The 17,605-nt window shown below is 48.4% G+C and carries 16 protein-coding genes; 7 read left to right on the top strand and 9 right to left on the bottom strand.

Annotated features, from left to right (window positions below):
• Positions 1-37 precede the first annotated feature (37 nt).
• The 6 genes from LPA26_RS01170 to bamE form a co-directional block, all read right to left on the bottom strand.
• Positions 38-493 (bottom strand): DUF4149 domain-containing protein, encoded by a 456-nt coding sequence (locus tag LPA26_RS01170; protein WP_055829575.1) that lies wholly within the window; start codon positions 491-493, stop codon positions 38-40.
• A gap of 59 nt (positions 494-552) precedes the next feature.
• Positions 553-1,035: a transcription elongation factor GreA gene (greA, locus tag LPA26_RS01165; RefSeq protein ID WP_055829578.1), complete on the bottom strand. Its 483-nt coding sequence runs from the start codon at positions 1,033-1,035 to the stop codon at positions 553-555.
• Positions 1,036-1,149: 114 nt separating this feature from the next.
• Positions 1,150-4,365, bottom strand: a complete 3,216-nt coding sequence (carB, locus tag LPA26_RS01160; protein ID WP_229007016.1) for a carbamoyl-phosphate synthase large subunit — start codon at positions 4,363-4,365, stop codon at positions 1,150-1,152.
• The gene (carA, locus tag LPA26_RS01155) at positions 4,365-5,522 is read right to left on the bottom strand and encodes a glutamine-hydrolyzing carbamoyl-phosphate synthase small subunit (protein ID WP_055829583.1); all 1,158 of its coding nucleotides are present in this window, start codon (positions 5,520-5,522) and stop codon (positions 4,365-4,367) included. The genes carB and carA overlap by 1 nt, the downstream gene beginning before the upstream one ends.
• A gap of 226 nt (positions 5,523-5,748) precedes the next feature.
• Positions 5,749-6,552, bottom strand: coding sequence for a 4-hydroxy-tetrahydrodipicolinate reductase (gene dapB / locus LPA26_RS01150; RefSeq protein WP_229007015.1), 804 nt, complete (start codon positions 6,550-6,552; stop codon positions 5,749-5,751).
• A gap of 39 nt (positions 6,553-6,591) precedes the next feature.
• On the bottom strand, positions 6,592-8,901 hold the full coding sequence (gene bamE / locus LPA26_RS01145) for an outer membrane protein assembly factor BamE (RefSeq protein WP_229007014.1): 2,310 nt from the start codon (positions 8,899-8,901) through the stop codon (positions 6,592-6,594).
• A gap of 171 nt (positions 8,902-9,072) precedes the next feature.
• Between bamE and fur the strand changes: the two genes are divergently transcribed.
• Together fur and LPA26_RS01135 are read left to right on the top strand one after the other, a co-directional pair.
• Positions 9,073-9,492: a ferric iron uptake transcriptional regulator gene (gene fur, locus LPA26_RS01140; RefSeq protein ID WP_055829593.1), complete on the top strand. Its 420-nt coding sequence runs from the start codon at positions 9,073-9,075 to the stop codon at positions 9,490-9,492.
• Between the two features lie 70 nt (positions 9,493-9,562).
• Entirely contained in the window at positions 9,563-10,078 is a 516-nt protein-coding gene (locus LPA26_RS01135) for a DNA-deoxyinosine glycosylase (protein ID WP_229007013.1), read from the top strand.
• Here the strand turns inward: LPA26_RS01135 and LPA26_RS01130 are convergent.
• From LPA26_RS01130 to LPA26_RS01120, 3 genes are read right to left on the bottom strand one after another with little or no spacing between them, the layout of a single operon-like run.
• Positions 10,032-10,454: a VOC family protein gene (locus LPA26_RS01130; protein WP_229007012.1), complete on the bottom strand. Its 423-nt coding sequence runs from the start codon at positions 10,452-10,454 to the stop codon at positions 10,032-10,034. The two genes, LPA26_RS01135 and LPA26_RS01130, sit on opposite strands and share 47 nt — an antisense overlap.
• A 59-nt stretch (positions 10,455-10,513) precedes the next feature.
• Complete coding sequence (gene recN / locus LPA26_RS01125) at positions 10,514-12,175, bottom strand: DNA repair protein RecN (protein WP_229007011.1); 1,662 nt, start codon at positions 12,173-12,175, stop codon at positions 10,514-10,516.
• A 19-nt stretch (positions 12,176-12,194) separates the two neighbouring features.
• Entirely contained in the window at positions 12,195-13,064 is an 870-nt protein-coding gene (locus LPA26_RS01120; protein WP_082488073.1) for an NAD(+) kinase, read from the bottom strand.
• 102 nt (positions 13,065-13,166) lie between these two features.
• Here LPA26_RS01120 and hrcA point away from each other — a divergent pair, with 102 nt between their 5' ends.
• The 5 genes from hrcA to rfaD all read left to right on the top strand — a co-directional run bounded on the left by hrcA (position 13,167) and on the right by rfaD (position 17,548).
• Positions 13,167-14,183 carry a heat-inducible transcriptional repressor HrcA gene (gene hrcA / locus LPA26_RS01115; RefSeq protein WP_229007010.1) on the top strand — a complete coding sequence of 339 codons (1,017 nt, stop codon included), beginning with the start codon at positions 13,167-13,169 and terminating at the stop codon, positions 14,181-14,183.
• 135 nt (positions 14,184-14,318) lie between these two features.
• The gene (locus tag LPA26_RS01110; protein ID WP_055829604.1) at positions 14,319-14,528 is read left to right on the top strand and encodes a glycine zipper 2TM domain-containing protein; all 210 of its coding nucleotides are present in this window, start codon (positions 14,319-14,321) and stop codon (positions 14,526-14,528) included.
• A gap of 159 nt (positions 14,529-14,687) precedes the next feature.
• Positions 14,688-15,185 (top strand): FxDxF family PEP-CTERM protein, encoded by a 498-nt coding sequence (locus LPA26_RS01105; RefSeq protein ID WP_229007009.1) that lies wholly within the window; start codon positions 14,688-14,690, stop codon positions 15,183-15,185.
• Between the two features lie 127 nt (positions 15,186-15,312).
• On the top strand, positions 15,313-16,419 hold the full coding sequence (gene hemH / locus LPA26_RS01100) for a ferrochelatase (protein ID WP_229007008.1): 1,107 nt from the start codon (positions 15,313-15,315) through the stop codon (positions 16,417-16,419).
• A 139-nt stretch (positions 16,420-16,558) separates the two neighbouring features.
• A complete protein-coding gene (gene rfaD, locus LPA26_RS01095) occupies positions 16,559-17,548 on the top strand; it encodes an ADP-glyceromanno-heptose 6-epimerase (RefSeq protein WP_229007007.1) in 990 nt (329 codons plus the stop codon).
• Positions 17,549-17,605: the final 57 nt, after the last annotated feature.

The following is a 17,605-nucleotide window of genomic DNA, read 5'->3' as shown; positions in this document are numbered from 1 at the left end:
TCTGATTAAAAAACGCGCATTTATTGCGCGTTTTTTGTTATCTGGATTTAATGACCAGCCACAAACCGAGCACACACTCTGCCAGGTAAGCAACACTTGCAATGCCATGCCAGGTTTTAAAGCGACTGGCAAATACACTCTGCATGACATCTTTAGGCAAGGCGCTGGCTTTCAGTTGTGCTAACAATGGTTGAATACCGAACTCACCTACCAATACCAGCACCCACATAATCAGCACTATCCAGAACAGGCTTTGCTTGAAAGCTGAAAAGCCATCTGCTGCCAGACGTTGCACCAGCAACCACAAACCGCTGACAATACCGATATAACTGACAATGGTAAACAGCTTGCCTGCAACCAGCCCGGCCAGTTGCCGATCAACAATATTCTGGAACAGCACACTGGCAGTGATACCCGTCATCCACAACGCACCTACCCATAATGTGAGCAGCACCGGAGTTAACCATCCGGTAAATCCAGCTTTAGATGCCATTTGCGCTTCCCTTGTGTTGAAAGAAACTTACTAAGTTGGATGAGTATTTTAAATAAACACTATTTATAAAGTACTTCTATAATTTCGTACTCTTTAATCCCACCTGGGGATTGCACTTCCGCCACTTCGCCTTCGGATTTACCGATCAGGCCACGTGCAATCGGTGAACTCACTGAGATTTTGCCGTTTTTGATATCCGCTTCATCTTCACCCACAATTTGGTAGATTTTGCTGTCGCCTGAGTCCAGGTCTTCAAAACGTACGGTCGCCCCGAATACCACGCGGCCTTCTGCATTTAATGTCGCCGGGTCAATAATCTGCAGGTTGGAAAGTTTGGCTTCCAATTCGGAAATGCGACCCTCAATAAAGCTTTGGCGTTCTTTAGCCGCTTCGTATTCTGCATTTTCTGACAAATCACCCTGCGCACGCGCCTCAGCAATTGCCTGAATAATATTCGGGCGATCAACCGCGCGAAGACGTTGTAATTCTTCTTTTAATAATTCTGCACCAAGCACGGTCACAGGAAATTGATTTACTGCCATAACGAAAACCTTGAAAAAAATTAGTATAAAAAAAATAAACCACACCCGGTCGAGCGTGGCTTATTTCAATAACAGTCAGTGCAATATTTCTTAATGCAATGACCTCAGTGTAAGTTATGCCAGACGTTTGTGCAAGTCTTGCACCGAATACACATCCATGTCCTTGCTTTGTGCCATACCGATACAGGCAGCGCGGGCGCCAGCCAATGTGGTGTAGTAGGTAACCTTGTTTTGCAAGGCACTACGACGGATCTCATATGAATCGGTGATTGCTTTTTTGTCTTCGGTCACATTCACAATCAGGCTGATTTCATTGTTCTTGATCATGTCAACAATATGCGGACGACCTTCGGCTACCTTGTTCACCGGCGTCACATCCAGACCCTGCTCGGACAAAGCCCGCGCAGTACCTTTGGTCGCCACGATGGTAAAGCCCAGGCTAACAAGATCTTTGGCGATATCAATGACCTTACGGTGATCTTCATTACGCACACTGATGAAAGCACGGCCACCGGTAGGCATTTTCACTGAAGCACCTAATTGTGATTTGACGAATGCTTCGGCAAACGTGTTGCCTACACCCATCACTTCACCAGTCGATTTCATCTCAGGCCCGAGGATGGTATCTACACCTGGGAATTTGATGAATGGGAATACCGCCTCTTTCACTGAGTAGTAAGGCGGAATCACCTCTTTGGTCACCCCTTGTGACTTCAGTGATTGGCCCGCCATACAGCGCGCGGCGATTTTTGCCAGTTGCAAACCACAAGCCTTTGAGACAAACGGTACTGTACGTGAAGCACGCGGGTTCACTTCCAGCACAAACACCACTTCACCCTGCTCAGTGTTCTGCACGGCAAACTGCACGTTCATCAGGCCTTTCACGCCTAATGCTTTAGCCATCTGTACGGTTTGGCTACGTAATTCATCCTGCAATTCGTCACTCAAACTGTAAGGTGGCAATGAACAGGCTGAGTCACCGGAGTGCACGCCCGCTTGCTCCACGTGCTGCATAATGCCACCGATCAATACATCTTCGCCATCGCTTAGCGCATCCACATCTACTTCAATCGCGTCATTGAGGAAACGATCCAGCAATACCGGTGATTCGTTAGACACTTTCACCGCTTCGCGCATATAACGCTCAAGCTGACTTTGCTCATGCACGATTTCCATCGCGCGGCCGCCCAACACATACGATGGACGTACCACTAATGGGTAACCGATTTCCATCGCCAGGCGTATCGCTTCTTCAGGCGCACGCGCAGTACGGTTTGGTGGTTGTTTGAGGTTTAGCTTGTGCAACATTTGCTGGAAGCGCTCACGGTCTTCGGCACGGTCAATCGCATCTGGCGTAGTACCAATGATAGGCACACCGGCTTTTTCCAGGTCACGCGCCAATTTCAATGGGGTTTGGCCACCGTATTGCACGATCACGCCTACCGGCTTCTCGATATTGACGATTTCAAGCACGTCTTCCAGCGTCACCGGTTCAAAATACAGGCGGTCGGAAGTATCGTAATCGGTAGACACGGTTTCCGGGTTACAGTTAACCATAATGGTTTCGTAACCATCTTCACGCATCGCAAAAGCCGCATGTACGCAGCAATAATCAAACTCAATACCCTGGCCAATACGGTTCGGGCCACCGCCCAATACCATGATTTTTTTCTTGTCAGTCGGGTTGGACTCGCATTCTTCCTCATAGGTTGAATACATATAAGCGGTATTGGTCGCAAATTCAGCCGCACAAGTATCCACACGCTTGTAAACCGGACGCACACCCAAAGCCTGCCGGAAAGCGCGCACTGCGTGCTGGTCAGTATCCAACAACTTGGCCAGACGACGGTCAGAGAAACCTTTGCGCTTCAACCTGAATACTGTTTCTTTACTCAGATCGGCAATATGTTTGCCTATCAGCGACTGCTCAAGTTTGATAATTTCTTCAATTTGCACCAGGAACCAACGGTCTATTTTGGTGATATCAAAAATCTCGTTGGTAGTCATGCCTAAACGGAATGCATCAGCCACATACCAGATACGCTCAGGACCTGGCTCACCCATTTCCTTAACGATACGATCCTTGTCATCAGTCAAGCTGTCCAAACCATCGACGCCCACTTCCAGGCCACGCAATGCCTTCTGGAAAGATTCCTGGAAACTGCGGCCCATCGCCATCACTTCACCTACAGATTTCATCTGAGTGGTGAGGCGGCTATCGGCTTGCGGAAATTTCTCAAAGGCGAAACGCGGCACTTTGGTTACAACATAATCAATAGAAGGCTCAAACGATGCAGGCGTCTGGCCACCGGTAATTTCGTTACGTAACTCATCCAATGTAAAGCCGACTGCCAGCTTGGCAGCCACTTTTGCGATCGGGAAACCAGTGGCTTTGGAAGCCAATGCAGATGAACGTGAGACACGCGGGTTCATCTCAATCACAATCATGCGGCCATCATCTGGATTAATCGCAAACTGTACGTTGGAACCACCGGTATCAACACCGATTTCACGCAGTACCGCCAACGAGGCGTTACGCATGATCTGGTATTCTTTGTCGCTCAATGTTTGCGCTGGCGCAACTGTAATGCTGTCACCGGTATGCACACCCATCGGGTCCAGGTTTTCAATCGAACAGATAATGATGCAGTTGTCCGCCTTGTCGCGTACCACTTCCATCTCATATTCTTTCCAACCCAATAACGACTCTTCAATCAGTAATTCGTTAGTGGGTGAGGCATCCAGGCCACGTTCGCAGATGGCAATAAATTCTTCACGATTGTACGCAATACCGCCGCCACTACCGCCCATGGTGAAGGAAGGACGGATAATCGCTGGATAACCAATTGTCGCCTGCACTTGCAGTGCTTCTTCCAGGCTATGCGCAATCGCAGAGCGAGCCGAACCCAAACCAATTTTGGTCATGGCTTCTCTAAATTTTTGACGGTCTTCAGCTTTATCGATCGCTTCTTTTGAAGCACCGATCAATTCAACTTTGTATTTCTCCAGTACCCCGTACTTGTCCAGGTCTAATGCACAATTCAAAGCGGTTTGGCCGCCCATGGTAGGCAACAGCGCATCAGGACGCTCTTTTTCAATGATTTTCTCGACGATTTGCCAGGTAATCGGCTCGATGTAAGTCGCATCTGCCATTTCCGGATCGGTCATGATGGTTGCCGGATTCGAGTTCACCAGGATCACACGGTAACCTTCTTCACGCAGAGCCTTACAGGCTTGCGCACCAGAGTAGTCAAACTCACAGGCCTGGCCAATGACAATCGGACCGGCGCCGATGATCAGAATACTTTTAATGTCAGTTCTCTTTGCCATTAGCTGGACTTTCTTTCTAGCGTTGATTTGCTGTCTTGCATTAACTGTATGAAGCGGTCAAACAACACGCTCATTTCTTGCGGGCCAGGGCTGGCTTCAGGATGGCCCTGGAAGCTGAACGCTGGCTTGTCTGTGCGTGCTATACCTTGCAGGCTGCCGTCGAACAATGAGATATGCGTCACTTTAATATTGGCAGGCAAAGTAGATGGATCGGCCGCAAAGCCATGGTTTTGGCTGGTGATATATACACGTTTGGTTTCAACGTCTTGCACCGGATGGTTTGCACCATGGTGGCCAAATTTCATCTTCAATGTTTTGGCACCACTGGCTAAAGCCAGCAACTGGTGTCCCAAACAGATACCAAATGTGGGAATACCACTATCAACCAATGTTTTAATCGCTTTAACCGCATAATCACATGGTTCCGGATCGCCAGGACCATTGGTCAGGAAGATACCGTCAGGTTTGTAAGCCAGCGCTTGTTCAGCAGTCGCCTGAGCTGGCAGTACCGTGACTTTACAGCCGCGAGAAACCAGCATGCGCAAGATATTGCGTTTAACGCCGTAGTCAAACGCCACCACATGAAACTTCTGCTCAGTAGTCTTGCTGAAGCCTTTACCCAAATGCCATTCAGGCTCGGTGAATTCGTAAGTTTCTTTACAGCTCACCACTTTGGCCAGGTCCATGCCTGCTAAACCAGGGAACCCTGTGGCTAATGAGAGAGCTTGCGCTTCATCAACAGATTCGCCAGCCATAATACAGCCTGCCTGCGCACCTTTTTCACGCAATATGCGCGTCAGTTTGCGGGTGTCAATATCGGCAATCGCGACCACATTGTTAGTTTTTAAATAATCTGAAAGATTTTGTTCACTGCGGAAATTGCTTTCCAATAAGGGCAAGTCACGGATGATCAGACCTGCAGCATAGACTTTGCCTGACTCTACATCTTCACTATTGGTACCATAGTTACCAATGTGCGGATAAGTCAGTGTCACAATTTGTTCGGTATACGAAGGATCGGTAAGAATTTCCTGATAACCAGTGATAGAAGTGTTAAACACTACTTCACCGGTCGTATGACCTGAAGCGCCAATGCTAATGCCCTTAAAAACAGTTCCATCTGCTAAGACTAAAATCGCTGGAATTGTTTTTGACACCTTTAGCTCCTTAAGTTTGATACGAAACACATCCTTTAGAGGGTTCAGCCTGGGGTTGAAGGTGATTCAAGCTCCGGTGAATAGATGTGCAAAACGGGAAAAGCTTTTTGGACTCTTCCCGTTTCAGAATTGCAGCATTATAGCCTATTACGACCACTCACTCAAGAGCAGCTAGATACGTAAATTACTTAGTTTTGCTAAAACCTGCCTGACATCACCGCAAAATCTATTTAGCAAAACCTAGTACATCGCGCATATCAAATAAGCCGCTAGGCTTATCTGCCAGAAATTTGGCAGCACGCAATGCGCCTTGCGCAAAGGTAGCACGGCTGGAAGCTTTATGGGTTAACTCTACCCGCTCTCCCGTACCCGCCAGCACAACTGTGTGGTCGCCCACCACATCGCCACCACGCAGGGTAGCAAAGCCAATGGTGCCGGCTTCACGTTCGCCAGTCACACCTTCACGTGCGTAGACCGCACAATCTTTCAATGCTTTATCGATCCCCTTGGCAGCTGCTTCACCTAAACGCAACGCGGTTCCGGATGGCGCATCTACTTTGTGACGGTGATGCATTTCAACCACTTCAATATCGTAACCATCATTCAATACGCGTGCCGCCTGCTCAACCAGGTTAATCAGCAAGGTCACGCCCACACTCATATTTGGGGCAAACACAATACCTGTCTGATGCGCCGCATGTTCAATCGCTGTTTTTTCAGTCTCGTTGAAACCGGTTGTGCCAATCACCAACTTAACTTTGGCTTGCTGGCACGCTTGCAAATATTGCAGACTGGCTTCAGGACGGGTGAAATCAACCAGCACGTCCGCACCATGCAAGGCCGCAGAAATATCTGAAGTAATGTTTACACCGCTGACTTTACCAAATTGCTCACCAGCATCGCGGCCTATCATCGCACTGCCGGCTCTATCCAAGGCCGCATGTAATTGCAAACCACTATCGGAAAACACACCATCCAGCAGGGCATGTCCCATACGACCTGACACGCCTGCAATCACTACTTTTAACATAACTCGCTCAATACAATCTTAAAATTACACGGGGTTTGTTTAAAACCCGATTTGTTCAGCGGCAGGCTCTGACTGCTCCGGGCTGTTTTCAAGCGTTGTCACCTGTTGCTTAGCTGCCGGCAACTCAGTGGCAGAAGTAGCAGTTTCACGTACGATTAACCATGTCTGTGTTGCAGGGTCCAGTTTAAACTCCAGCTTTTTAAACATCACATCACGGTAAGCCTTGGCTGAATACTTCTGGTTAAAGGTGGCCACTGCGCTATCACCGTTACGCTCAACGTTCACCGCATCAATTTCCAGGCTAATGTTGCCTTGACTTGGGGCGAGACGTTTTTTACGCTGTGCTTCCCATGCAATCTTGCTAGGCAATCCTTCAGGTTTAAAATCTGGAGAATAGGCTGCCAGATAGGCTTTAATGTTTTTGGTGCGCCAGGCTTGTGCCCAGGTTTCAATCGCGGATTCAACAGTTGGCTCAGTTGCAACAGGAATTTCCACTTTTGCAGCGGTAGCGGCAGGGACTGCCACCTCTGCCTTGTTAGGCAAGGCTACCACTTCAGGTACTGGAGAAGACCCTATCGCTGCAGTACGCTCACGTGTAATTAACCAGCGTTTTTGAGCCGGCTCATAACGCAATTCCAGCGTTTTCAACAGTTCGTCCTTGTAAGTTTTAGCAGCATATTTCTGCTCAAACTGAACAACGGCTTCACCGCCATCACGCTGTACCTGCAAGTTATTCAATACCAGAGTGATTTCGCCTTGTTTGGACGAAAGGCGTTGTCTGCGTTGCGTCTCCCAGACTTTCCTGCTTGCAACACCATCAGGCACAAACTCTGGCGCATAAGCTGCAAAATAGGCATTCACATCTTTACTTCTCCAAGCTTGCGCCCAGGCCGCCACAGATTGATTGACACCAGCATCGCTAGTGGCTGATGCCTGTGCAGTTGGTTCGGCAACCGGTAAGGCGGCCTGTTTAACAACGGGGGGCTTAGCCTCGGTTGCCGCTTCAGCTGCAGCAGCTATGGCTGCCGGTGGAATATTCTGCTTAGCAACAGGCTTAGGCGGTGGTGGCGGCAATTCTGGCTCAGGCTCTGGTTCCGGCAATTGCTCGGCGATAAACGTAGGGTTTGATTCATCAGTTACTTTGGGTGCAACGCCTTTTTCTGTCACTTGGTGCGCTTGCGCATCAATAGCCGGTGCGTTAGCTTCAGCCATATTGCCCTTTATCATCTCCCCTTCAGTCGGGATGACTTGCTCTACATATTCTCCTTCAGGGATATAAGGGATCACCTCGTCATCGTCGGGCGAGGTTGGCTGTGTTTTGACGATTGTTGGCTCATTCTTTTTAGTCGCAGGGGCTTGCGTGACTGCTGGCTTGGTCGCAGCAGGCTTGGTTTCAACTTTTTTAGTCTCTGTAGATTTTGAAGGAGCATCCTTGGCCACTGCAACTACCGCGGGGGTAGCAATTGCAGCCGATGTCACTGGCGCCACTACACTTTTGCCAGCTGCTGAAGGCGGAGAAGCTTTCACAGGCGGAGGCAATACTGGCTCAGGCTCAGCTACGGCAGGCGCAGCCACTGCGTCTTGCTCAAACACCGGCGGTGGCTCAACTACTTCAGAGGGTTTAGGTGCAACCCCTTTTTCGGTCACAGTATGCGCACTAGCATCTGTCACCTGGTTAGCAGAAGCATCCAGATTACCTTTCGCCATATCTTGCGGGGTAGGTGCTGCGGAATACTCACCTTCAGGAATGTATGGCACAACTTCATTGTCAGCAGCATTGACAGCTTGAGGTTCTGGTACTTTGGCTACTTCAGGCGTTTTAGGTACTTCAGCAGCTTTTGCGGTCGCAGGCACTTCAGGTGTAGTAGCCAGCTGGGATTTTGGTTGATCTGCATTGGATGGCTGTGGCTCATTTGCAGAATCTTTATCAGACTCGGCAGTTGCTGCGCCAGCAACTGCTCCTGTAGCAGCGGCACCAGCCGCCTCATCGCTTTTCCAGAATTTGAGTTTATCTGACCAGCTTTGATCTTGCGCCTCAGCCACTTTTTGTTTAGGTGTTTCGGCAATCGTTTTGATTTCCGGATTTTCTGCGGATGGAATGACATCTCCACGTACAGTTACTAAACTATCTTTATCAAAGTCGAGAATCACCCTGCGCTTTTCCACCACTGCACCTTGCTTGCGCAACTCGTAGAAATAATCCCAGCGGTTATCACGGAAACTATCTACAACTAGTGGTGTCCCCATGATGTAGCGCACTTGCGAGCGCGTCATACCCGGGCGTAACTGCAATAGCATTTTCGATGTAACAACATTCCCCTGTTGCACTTCCATCTTGAAAGGCTTCATGGATGGAAGCTTTGCACCACACCCACTCCCAAGAGATGCTACAACCAACACAAAAAAGATAGAATTACGCATTGGATTCACTTTATAATCGGTATATTGAACACAAACATTAATATACCACGTAGTTTCGCAATCAAATATGCCGGACTACACAACAATGGACAAAACACTATGCATGACTCAAAAGATCTCAAAAATGCCGGCTTGAAAGCAACTCTGCCACGCTTGAAAATCCTGGAATTGTTTGAGCGTAGTCAACAGCGTCACTTGTCCGCTGAAGATATTTATAAAGTCATGATTGGTAACGGCGAAGATGTGGGTTTGGCAACCGTCTACCGGGTATTAACCCAATTTGAACAAGCCGGCTTGCTGGTGCGCCATCATTTTGAAAGCGGCAAAGCGGTATTCGAATTAAACGAAGGCAGCCACCATGATCATATTGTCTGTATCAAATGCGGCCGCGTTGAAGAGTTTTATGACGAAGAAATCGAAAAAAGGCAGAAGGATGCTGCACAAAAATATGGTTTCACCATGCAGGATCACTCACTGACTATTTACGGTGTCTGTAAAGACCAGCCTTGTAACGAATAATTAGTTAAGGGTTGGCATCTCATCAATATGCTAACCCGGTTTTCAACCTAGCAGAATTTCTTCCCAGACTTTGTCTGACCTCTCAGCCAGCCATCATTCAGTTGGTTTTCCACCTATCCTCGGTGAGCATCCGGATATTCTGATATTGGGTTCGTTACCGGGCATCGCTTCCATCACACAACAGCAATACTACGCGCATAGACAAAATGCATTCTGGCGCGTGCTGGAAGCGCTGTTTCAAATTCCTGCCAACGCAGATTATGCGACACGTTGCGAACAGGCAAAAGCAGCGAAACTGGCAATCTGGGATGTGTGCCACTCAGCTTATCGCCCCGGCAGTCTGGACAGCGCCATCACACAAAATACTGTGGTTGCAAATGATATAAATGGCTTGCTGAAAGAACATCCATCCTTAAAACTGGTGGCCTTCAATGGTAATGCAGCCGCTAGTTTATTCAAGAAACATATACAGCTGTCACGACCGGTCGCGACTGTCATTCTGCCATCCACGAGCCCGGCAAACGCCGGAATTCCTTATGCTACAAAGCTGGAAAAATGGTCACAAATACTGGCGTTTCGGGATTAAACAGTTGAGTTATTCCTGAAAGCGCGGCTAGAAATGCTGATTGAATTGTTATCCGGATCTTTGGTATTGGCAAACTGGTAGCCGTTAGCTTGATGGATAGTGCCAAACGCCAGGCCTTGCGCTTGTGCAGCGAGCACAAATGCTGCGATTCCTCTACATCAAAAGATAGTTTTACGCCGGCCTGTCCAAGCTTGACCGATTTGGCAGCCTGGTGCACCAGAATATTGATACCGCCCTGACTGGCCTTTAACTCGACCAGACCTTCTGTGATTGCACCTGTCGTTTCAAACCCGAAATGGTGGCTGTAAAAAGCGACCGTTTTATGGATATTACGCGCGTAAATAATGATGGTAGTTAATAAAGCCGGCATAGTCATGATTTTTTCAAAGGAAAACAACTAGCTTAAGTATTAAAAACCACAAGCAGCGCCTGGCATTAATGCGTAGCCAGCTTCAACATTTCCCGTGCATGATTACGGGTAGCTTCAGTAAGCTGTAAACCACCTATCATGCGGGCTATTTCCTCTACACGCTCATCGGCAGCCAAACCTCGAATGTGGCTCAGCGTAGCACCATTATGTTCTGACTTGCTCACTTGCAAATGTTGCTGCGCTTGCGCGGCAACTTGCGCCAGATGGGTAATCACCAGCACTTGCCGTTGCTGGCCTAATTGATTGAGTAGGCGCCCAACCACTTCAGCCACCCCGCCACCGATACCGACATCCACCTCGTCAAAAATCATGCACGGTACGCTACCTAACGAGGCAGTCGTTACTTGCAAAGCCAGACTAATACGCGACAATTCACCGCCCGAAGCTACTTTATTCAACGGTCTTGGCTCGACACCGGCATGCCCGGCGACCAGAAACTCGACTTGCTCCATGCCATAAGCGGCTGCCTCGCCTGGCATCAGCGAGATGGCGAATTTTCCGCCTTTGAGTGACAGCGTTTGCATTTCTTCTGTGATGGTTTGTGCCAGTTTTTTGGCAGCTTGCTGGCGTTGCGTTGAAAGTTGTCCTGCGGCTTGCTGATATGCTTGCCAGGCGCTTTGCACCTGCTTGGCTAACGCACCATCGTCGGCAAACCCTTCGAGTTCTTGCATACGAATCAATTGCTGACCCAGTAATTCAGGCAACTCTTCCGGTTTCACGCGATACTTGCGGGCTGCGCCGTGAATATCCTGAATGCGCGCTTCGATTTCCGCTAACTTTTCCGGATCAAGTTCACTTTTTTGCAAATGGCGGTTAAGCTCACGACTGGCTTCCTCCAGCTGAATCACGGAAGAATCCAGGATTTCCGCGATTGGCTGCAAACCGGCATCCATCGCTTGCAGCTCGCTAAGTTTGGCTTGCACTTGTGCAAGCAGCTCAAGTGCATTCACTTCGCCATCTTCACTCATCCATTGTAAACAGCTTTCCATGCCACTGAGCAAACTGGCACCATTACTCAGGCGCACATGCTCCTGTTGCAGCGTTTGCCATTCTTCAACTGCGAATGCTAATTGTTTGAGTTCACGAGTGCTATCGCGCAGTTCGGCTAACTCATCGGCAAACTGGCTGGCGTTTTCTTCATAGGTCAATTGTTGCTGATGCAATTGTGACCAGGCTTTAAATAATTGACTCACCTCTTTTGCCAGCGGAGTCGCCTGCGCATACGCATCCAGAATCTCGCGCTGGGTAGCCACTTTCAGTAAAGAGTGGTGGGCATTCTGGCTGTAGATATCAATCAGGGTTTCGCCAATATCCCGCAATTGCCCTACTGTGGCAGACACGCCATTAATAAAAGCACGGCTGCGGCCGTCAGCATAAATGACGCGTCGCAACACTAACGTATCGTCGAGCTCGATTTCCTGCGCCTGAAGCCAGTCTTGGGCTGCCTGATTGTGAGAGATACCAAAGGTAGTGGAGATTTCGGCTTTATCATGGCCTTTGCGGGTGACATCACCTTCATTGCGGGCGCCCAAACTGAGCGAAAGCGCATCAATCAGAATGGATTTACCGGCACCGGTTTCCCCGGTCAATGCGGTGTAGCCTGCCGAAAACTCAAGTTCCAGCGACTCAACAATCACAAAATCACGAATAGAAAGGGCTTGTAACATATATTTTAGAAGACCGGTTTTAGCCCCAATTTAGTTTGTTACGCAACATGTCGAAGTAACAGTAAGTTTTAGGGTGTACTAATTGGATTTCTTGCTCGGCACGCGCGATACGGATGTGGTCGCCTTCAAGTAATGCATGCTGACCTTGACCATCGAAACTGATCTGTGCATCACCGGTATTCACCATAACCACCTCAATTACACTATCCGCCGGGACAGTAATCGGCCGGTTACTGAGCGTGTGCGGACTAATCGGCACAATTGAAATCGCATGCAGGTCGGGGTGCATGATAGGCCCGCCTGCGGATAGCCCATAAGCAGTGGTGCCCGTAGGTGTCGCCAGGATCAGGCCATCAGCCCGTTGGCGCGAGACAAACTTTCCATCTACATGCACTTCCAGCTCGATCAGGCGAAATGCACTTTTAATCACGACATCATTTAACGCAACGGTCTGTTGCAATTGGGTATTTGCACGCGACACCTCAGATTGCAGCAGCATGCGCGACTCAAGCTGGTACTCCCCCTGCAGAATTTTATCAATTTCGCCCAGCATATTGTCAGTTTGCAAATCAGTGAGGAAACCCAGGCGGCCACGGTTGATACCAATCAAAGGTACATTGGTTTTGCGTAGTGAGCGCGCCACACTCAACATCGTGCCGTCACCGCCCATTACCACTACCAAATCCGCTTTGTTGCCGATATTTTCCAGGCTCGCCAGCTGAAAACCTTCATATTTTACATAACGGGCGGTTTGTTCTTCTACACAGACATGCAGTTCCTGAGACAAGAGATGCTGAACCAAACGCGTCAAGTCATCACACATGTGTTGCAGTGCTGACTCATCCATGTATTTGCCGACAATGGCAACCGAGCGAAAGTAAGGAAGCATGCGCGCATTAAAGCACAGAAGCCCTGAACTGAAAAGCACAGGGGGCTGTTATCCTGAGCATAAATCGGGCAAAATCCCCCTATGTTATTAAGGCTGTAAAAATTGGATAAACGCGCGCAAATTTTACTTAAAACCCTGGTCGAGCATTATATTAGTGCCGGTCAACCGATAGGTTCACGCACTTTGTTGCAACATTCCGGACTGGATGTCAGCCCTGCTACTATCCGCAATGTCATGAGTGACCTGGAACAACTGGGTTTTATTGCCAGTCCGCATACTTCTTCAGGCAGAGTCCCGACCAAAAAGGGTTACCGGCTGTTTGTTGACTCATTAATGACTGTACAACCGCTGGATAACCAGTCTGTCGCGCAACTCAAAACCGGGCTTTCCTCCCCCAACCAGCAGGAACTGATAAGTAGTGCGGCAGATATGCTGTCGCAACTGACGCAATTTGCCGGGCTGGTCATGACGCCCAAGCGCGTTCGCAATGTGCTCAAGCATATGGAATTCCTGCATCTGAGTGAAAAGAAAATCCTGGTGATATTAGTTACTGAGGATGGTCAGGTACAAAACCGTATTTTGATGGCCGAGAAGGCATTTAGCGCCAGCGAACTGATTGCGGCCAGCAATTATGTCAATAGTCATTGCCAGGGATTAACACTGGATGAATTGCAGCATAAGTTAAAGCAAGAACTACAACAGATGCAGGCCGATATTAACCGGCTCATGTCTGCCGCGCTGGATGCTGCTGGTCAACCTGAACAATCCGCCAAAGAAACTGTAGTCATTTCAGGCGAGCGCAACTTATTGCAGGTAGATGAGCTTTCTACCAATGTCACCAGCCTGCGTAAACTGTTTGAAATTTTTGAGCGCCGCACGGCACTCATGCAATTGCTGGACCACAGTCAACGTGCCGACGGTATCCAGATTTTTATCGGAGGAGAAAGCGGTTACCTGCCTCTGGATGAATGTAGCCTGATCACTGCGCCCTATGAGGCGGATGGACAGGTCGTCGGGACACTTGGTGTGATCGGCCCTACACGGATGGCTTACGAACGCATTATTCCTATTGTCGATATCACGGCTAAACTTCTTTCGAACGCGCTATCCAATCAATAGTTTTTTATAACTTTACAAATTTTTCTCAAATGTCTGAATCGTCCGACAGGACAATCAGTTCCATACCTCTTAGCATCCGTTAAATTAGTTTTCATAATTCATCCATCTTCAATTTGTGTCCAATGAGGTGGTTAAATGAAAAAGCCATTAGTTTGTTCCTTATTTTTAGTAATTGCACTGGGTACTTCAGGCTGTGGTTCTATGAGTTCACGTGGCAAAAGTACCGCTATTGGTGCAGGCATAGGCGCAGTGGGCGGCGCAGTGCTTACCGGCGGTAGTGCAATTGGCACGGTGGGTGGCGCGGCAGTGGGTGGTGTAGTTGGTAATCAAATTAATAAAAAGTAAACAAACATACCCAAGGGACTCAGTCTTAGATTTGAGTCCTCCAAACATTCAAACCATCCATGAATTTGCAGGCTATGGCTTTTTTCTTTTTGCAAGGGCATTGGATAGCCTAGATATTTTGTATTGATCCGTTTTTTAATCGTTGTTAGGAGTTTAAGTATGAAAAAGTCTTTATTATTACTCGCGTTCGGGCTAAGCACTGTCTTGAATACTGCGTATGCCGCAACTTATGATGCGACTTTGTCAGGTGATGGCTATCAATTCAGCAGTTCATTTTCTGGTGATACCAGTTTCAATGACTATATAAGATTTAACACGGAAGGCTTACAGAATATCGTAGCCAGTATCTCAGGCTCCAGTAGCACCGCATTCACCTTTGAAACATTTAATCTACTTGATGCCAATAAGAATCTTGTTGCAACCGGTTCTGTTTTAAATGGCACTCCGAAAGTATCTTTTGGCTACCTTGAAAGCGCACAGTACGGGAATTTTTTCCTGCATGTCGTTGGCACTAGTGTTGGTGCAACCACCGGTTACAATGGCACTATCACCACATTCACTGCTGCTGCAGTACCAGAACCAGAAACATATGCTTTATTTCTAGCGGGTCTGGGCTTGATGGGCTTAATGGGTCGTAAAAAAAGTCTTGGTGCCTAAACTAACTCACTGTTTTTGAGTTCAGTTAAATCCCCGCTTCTGCGGGGATTTTTTATTATCTTTGAATAATCAACTGTATTCATTGAAGCTATTACCTTTGACAGCCTGAATCGCATAGAATAAGCATATGACCTATTATCAGCCAGAACCTGCTTACACCCACGGCAGTAAACCAAAAGTGGGTATACTTCTAGCCAATCTGGGTACGCCCGAAGCTCCTACAGCCAAAGCCCTCCGTCCTTATTTACAGCAATTTCTGATGGACAGGCGCGTGGTAGAAATCCCACGCTTTATCTGGTGCTGGATTTTACACTGCATCATTCTGGTGATTCGCCCAAAAAAATCGGCAGAAAAATATGCCAGTGTCTGGACAGACCAAGGCTCACCGCTGATGGTGTATGCGCAACAACAGAAAAAACTGCTGCAAGGCTACCTGACCCAAAAAATACATTCGCCTTTTGCTGTCGAACTGGGGATGACCTATGGCAACCCCAGCATGAAAAGCGCCATTGAATCCCTTAAGGCACAAGGCTGTGACCGTATCCTGGTTTTTCCGCTATACCCGCAATATGCCGCCAGTAGTACGGCTGCCGCACTGGATGCAGTGTGGCGAGTACTGCTCAAAATGCGCAATGTGCCGGCTATCCGCACTATCAAGCACTACCACGATCACCCGCTGTACATTCAAGCGCTTGCCAGCCATATCCAAGCCTACTGGCAACAACACGGCCAGCCGGAAAAACTGGTCATGAGCTTTCACGGTGTGCCAAAATTCCATCTGCTTAAAGGCGACCCCTACCATTGCGAATGCCACAAAACGGCACGCTTGCTGGCAGAGGCTTTAGGCTTAAGCAAAGAGCAATATCAAATCGCCTTTCAATCCCGCTTTGGCCGCCAGGAATGGCTGCAACCCTATCTCGCCAATACGCTGGATGCCTTAGGTAAACAACAACTCAAGCGTATAGATGTCGTCTGTCCCGGCTTCAGCAGCGATTGCCTGGAAACCCTAGAGGAAATCGCCATGGAAGGCAAACACTTGTTCCAGTCTGTTGGCGGCGGAGATTATCACTACATACCGGCACTTAACAGCGAAGCGGTGTGGATTGAGGCCATGCGTGATATTGCGCTGGAGCATTTGCAGGGCTGGGTTAGTGACGAGTTTGACTCAGTAAATGCAGAAGCAGAGGCGCAAGATAGTAAAGCGCGGGCTTTAGCACTGGGCGCTGAAAAATAAATGTCCCACTATGCGCTATACGCAGGCTCTCCATCCCTTTGATTTGGCATAGAACGGTGTGATGCGTTAACACGCCATTCTATGCCAGCCCTCGCCCATTACGCGTTATAATCGCGTTTTAACGTTTTAATCGCTTCATATGATCATTATCACCGGTGGCGCAGGTATGATAGGTTCTATCATGGCTTGGCATTTAAATAACAAGCTAGGCAGACAAGACCTGGTGATTGTTGACCGCATCACGCATGAAAACCAGTGGCAAAATCTGGTACACAGGCACTATGCAGAATACCTGGACAAAGACCAGTTGTTCGATTTCCTCGAAGATAACGATGACATCACTGCAGTGATTCATATGGGTGCCATCAGCGCGACCACCGAGCGTGACTTTAACAAGCTGGTGGCTGATAACATGCATTATTCGCAGGACTTGTGGTCGTGGTGTGCGGAATATGAAGTACCGTTCTTTTATGCCAGTTCTGCGGCAACGTATGGCGGTGGTCAGCAAGGTTACGACGATGCCAGCATTGAGAACCTGCGCCCTTTGAATGGCTATGGTTACTCCAAACATTTTTTTGACCAGTGGGTGCTACAGCAGGTGGCGCAAAAACAGATCACCCCGCCTGCCTGGGCAGGATTCAAGTTCTTTAACGTCTATGGTCCAAATGAATATCACAAGGAACGCATGGCTAGTGTTGCTTACCATACCTTTAATCAGTTCAGCGAAACCGGTACCATGCGCCTGTTCAAAGGCACTAAAGAAGGTATTGAAGATGGTATGCAGCTACGCGATTTTGTCTATGTTAAAGATGTCGCTGATGTGTTGGGGTTTTTCCTGGAAGCTGCCCTGAAACAAAAACCGGCCACCAGCGCCATTTACAATATAGGCACCGGCCAGGCGCGCAGCTTCAAAGATCTGGCAACCAATGTCATGACCAGCATGGCGCGTGAACCCCACATTACCTACATCGATATGCCACAGGATTTACAGGGTAAATACCAGTATTTCACACAGGCAGAGATGCAGAAGTTGCGTCATGCCGGCTACAAAAAACCTTTCACCAGCCTGGAAGAAGGTGTGAAAGATTATGTGCAACAATATTTAATGCAAGACGACCCCTATTGCTAACCATGCGCCTTTTATTCCCTAGTTGTAATTTCACTCAATTGCCCGCATTTGATGCGT

The organism is Methylophilus sp. Leaf408 (assembly GCF_916856905.1).
Taxonomy (GTDB): Bacteria; Pseudomonadota; Gammaproteobacteria; order Burkholderiales; family Methylophilaceae; genus Methylophilus.
This window is presented reverse-complemented; position numbering and strand designations above follow the sequence as displayed.

What these genes read in the sequence shown, in the direction of transcription:
- LPA26_RS01170 (WP_055829575.1), bottom strand. Translation starts at nt 493, where the DNA reads ATGGCATCTAAAGCTGGATTTACCGGATGGTTAACTCCGGTGCTGCTC.
- greA (WP_055829578.1), bottom strand. Translation starts at nt 1,035, where the DNA reads ATGGCAGTAAATCAATTTCCTGTGACCGTGCTTGGTGCAGAATTATTA.
- carB (WP_229007016.1), bottom strand. Translation starts at nt 4,365, where the DNA reads ATGGCAAAGAGAACTGACATTAAAAGTATTCTGATCATCGGCGCCGGT.
- dapB (WP_229007015.1), bottom strand. Translation starts at nt 6,552, where the DNA reads ATGTTAAAAGTAGTGATTGCAGGCGTGTCAGGTCGTATGGGACATGCC.
- bamE (WP_229007014.1), bottom strand. Translation starts at nt 8,901, where the DNA reads ATGAAGCCTTTCAAGATGGAAGTGCAACAGGGGAATGTTGTTACATCG.
- fur (WP_055829593.1), top strand. Translation starts at nt 9,073, where the DNA reads ATGCATGACTCAAAAGATCTCAAAAATGCCGGCTTGAAAGCAACTCTG.
- LPA26_RS01130 (WP_229007012.1), bottom strand. Translation starts at nt 10,454, where the DNA reads ATGACTATGCCGGCTTTATTAACTACCATCATTATTTACGCGCGTAAT.
- recN (WP_229007011.1), bottom strand. Translation starts at nt 12,175, where the DNA reads ATGTTACAAGCCCTTTCTATTCGTGATTTTGTGATTGTTGAGTCGCTG.
- LPA26_RS01120 (WP_082488073.1), bottom strand. Translation starts at nt 13,064, where the DNA reads ATGCTTCCTTACTTTCGCTCGGTTGCCATTGTCGGCAAATACATGGAT.
- LPA26_RS01110 (WP_055829604.1), top strand. Translation starts at nt 14,319, where the DNA reads ATGAAAAAGCCATTAGTTTGTTCCTTATTTTTAGTAATTGCACTGGGT.
- LPA26_RS01105 (WP_229007009.1), top strand. Translation starts at nt 14,688, where the DNA reads ATGAAAAAGTCTTTATTATTACTCGCGTTCGGGCTAAGCACTGTCTTG.
- hemH (WP_229007008.1), top strand. Translation starts at nt 15,313, where the DNA reads ATGACCTATTATCAGCCAGAACCTGCTTACACCCACGGCAGTAAACCA.
- rfaD (WP_229007007.1), top strand. Translation starts at nt 16,559, where the DNA reads ATGATCATTATCACCGGTGGCGCAGGTATGATAGGTTCTATCATGGCT.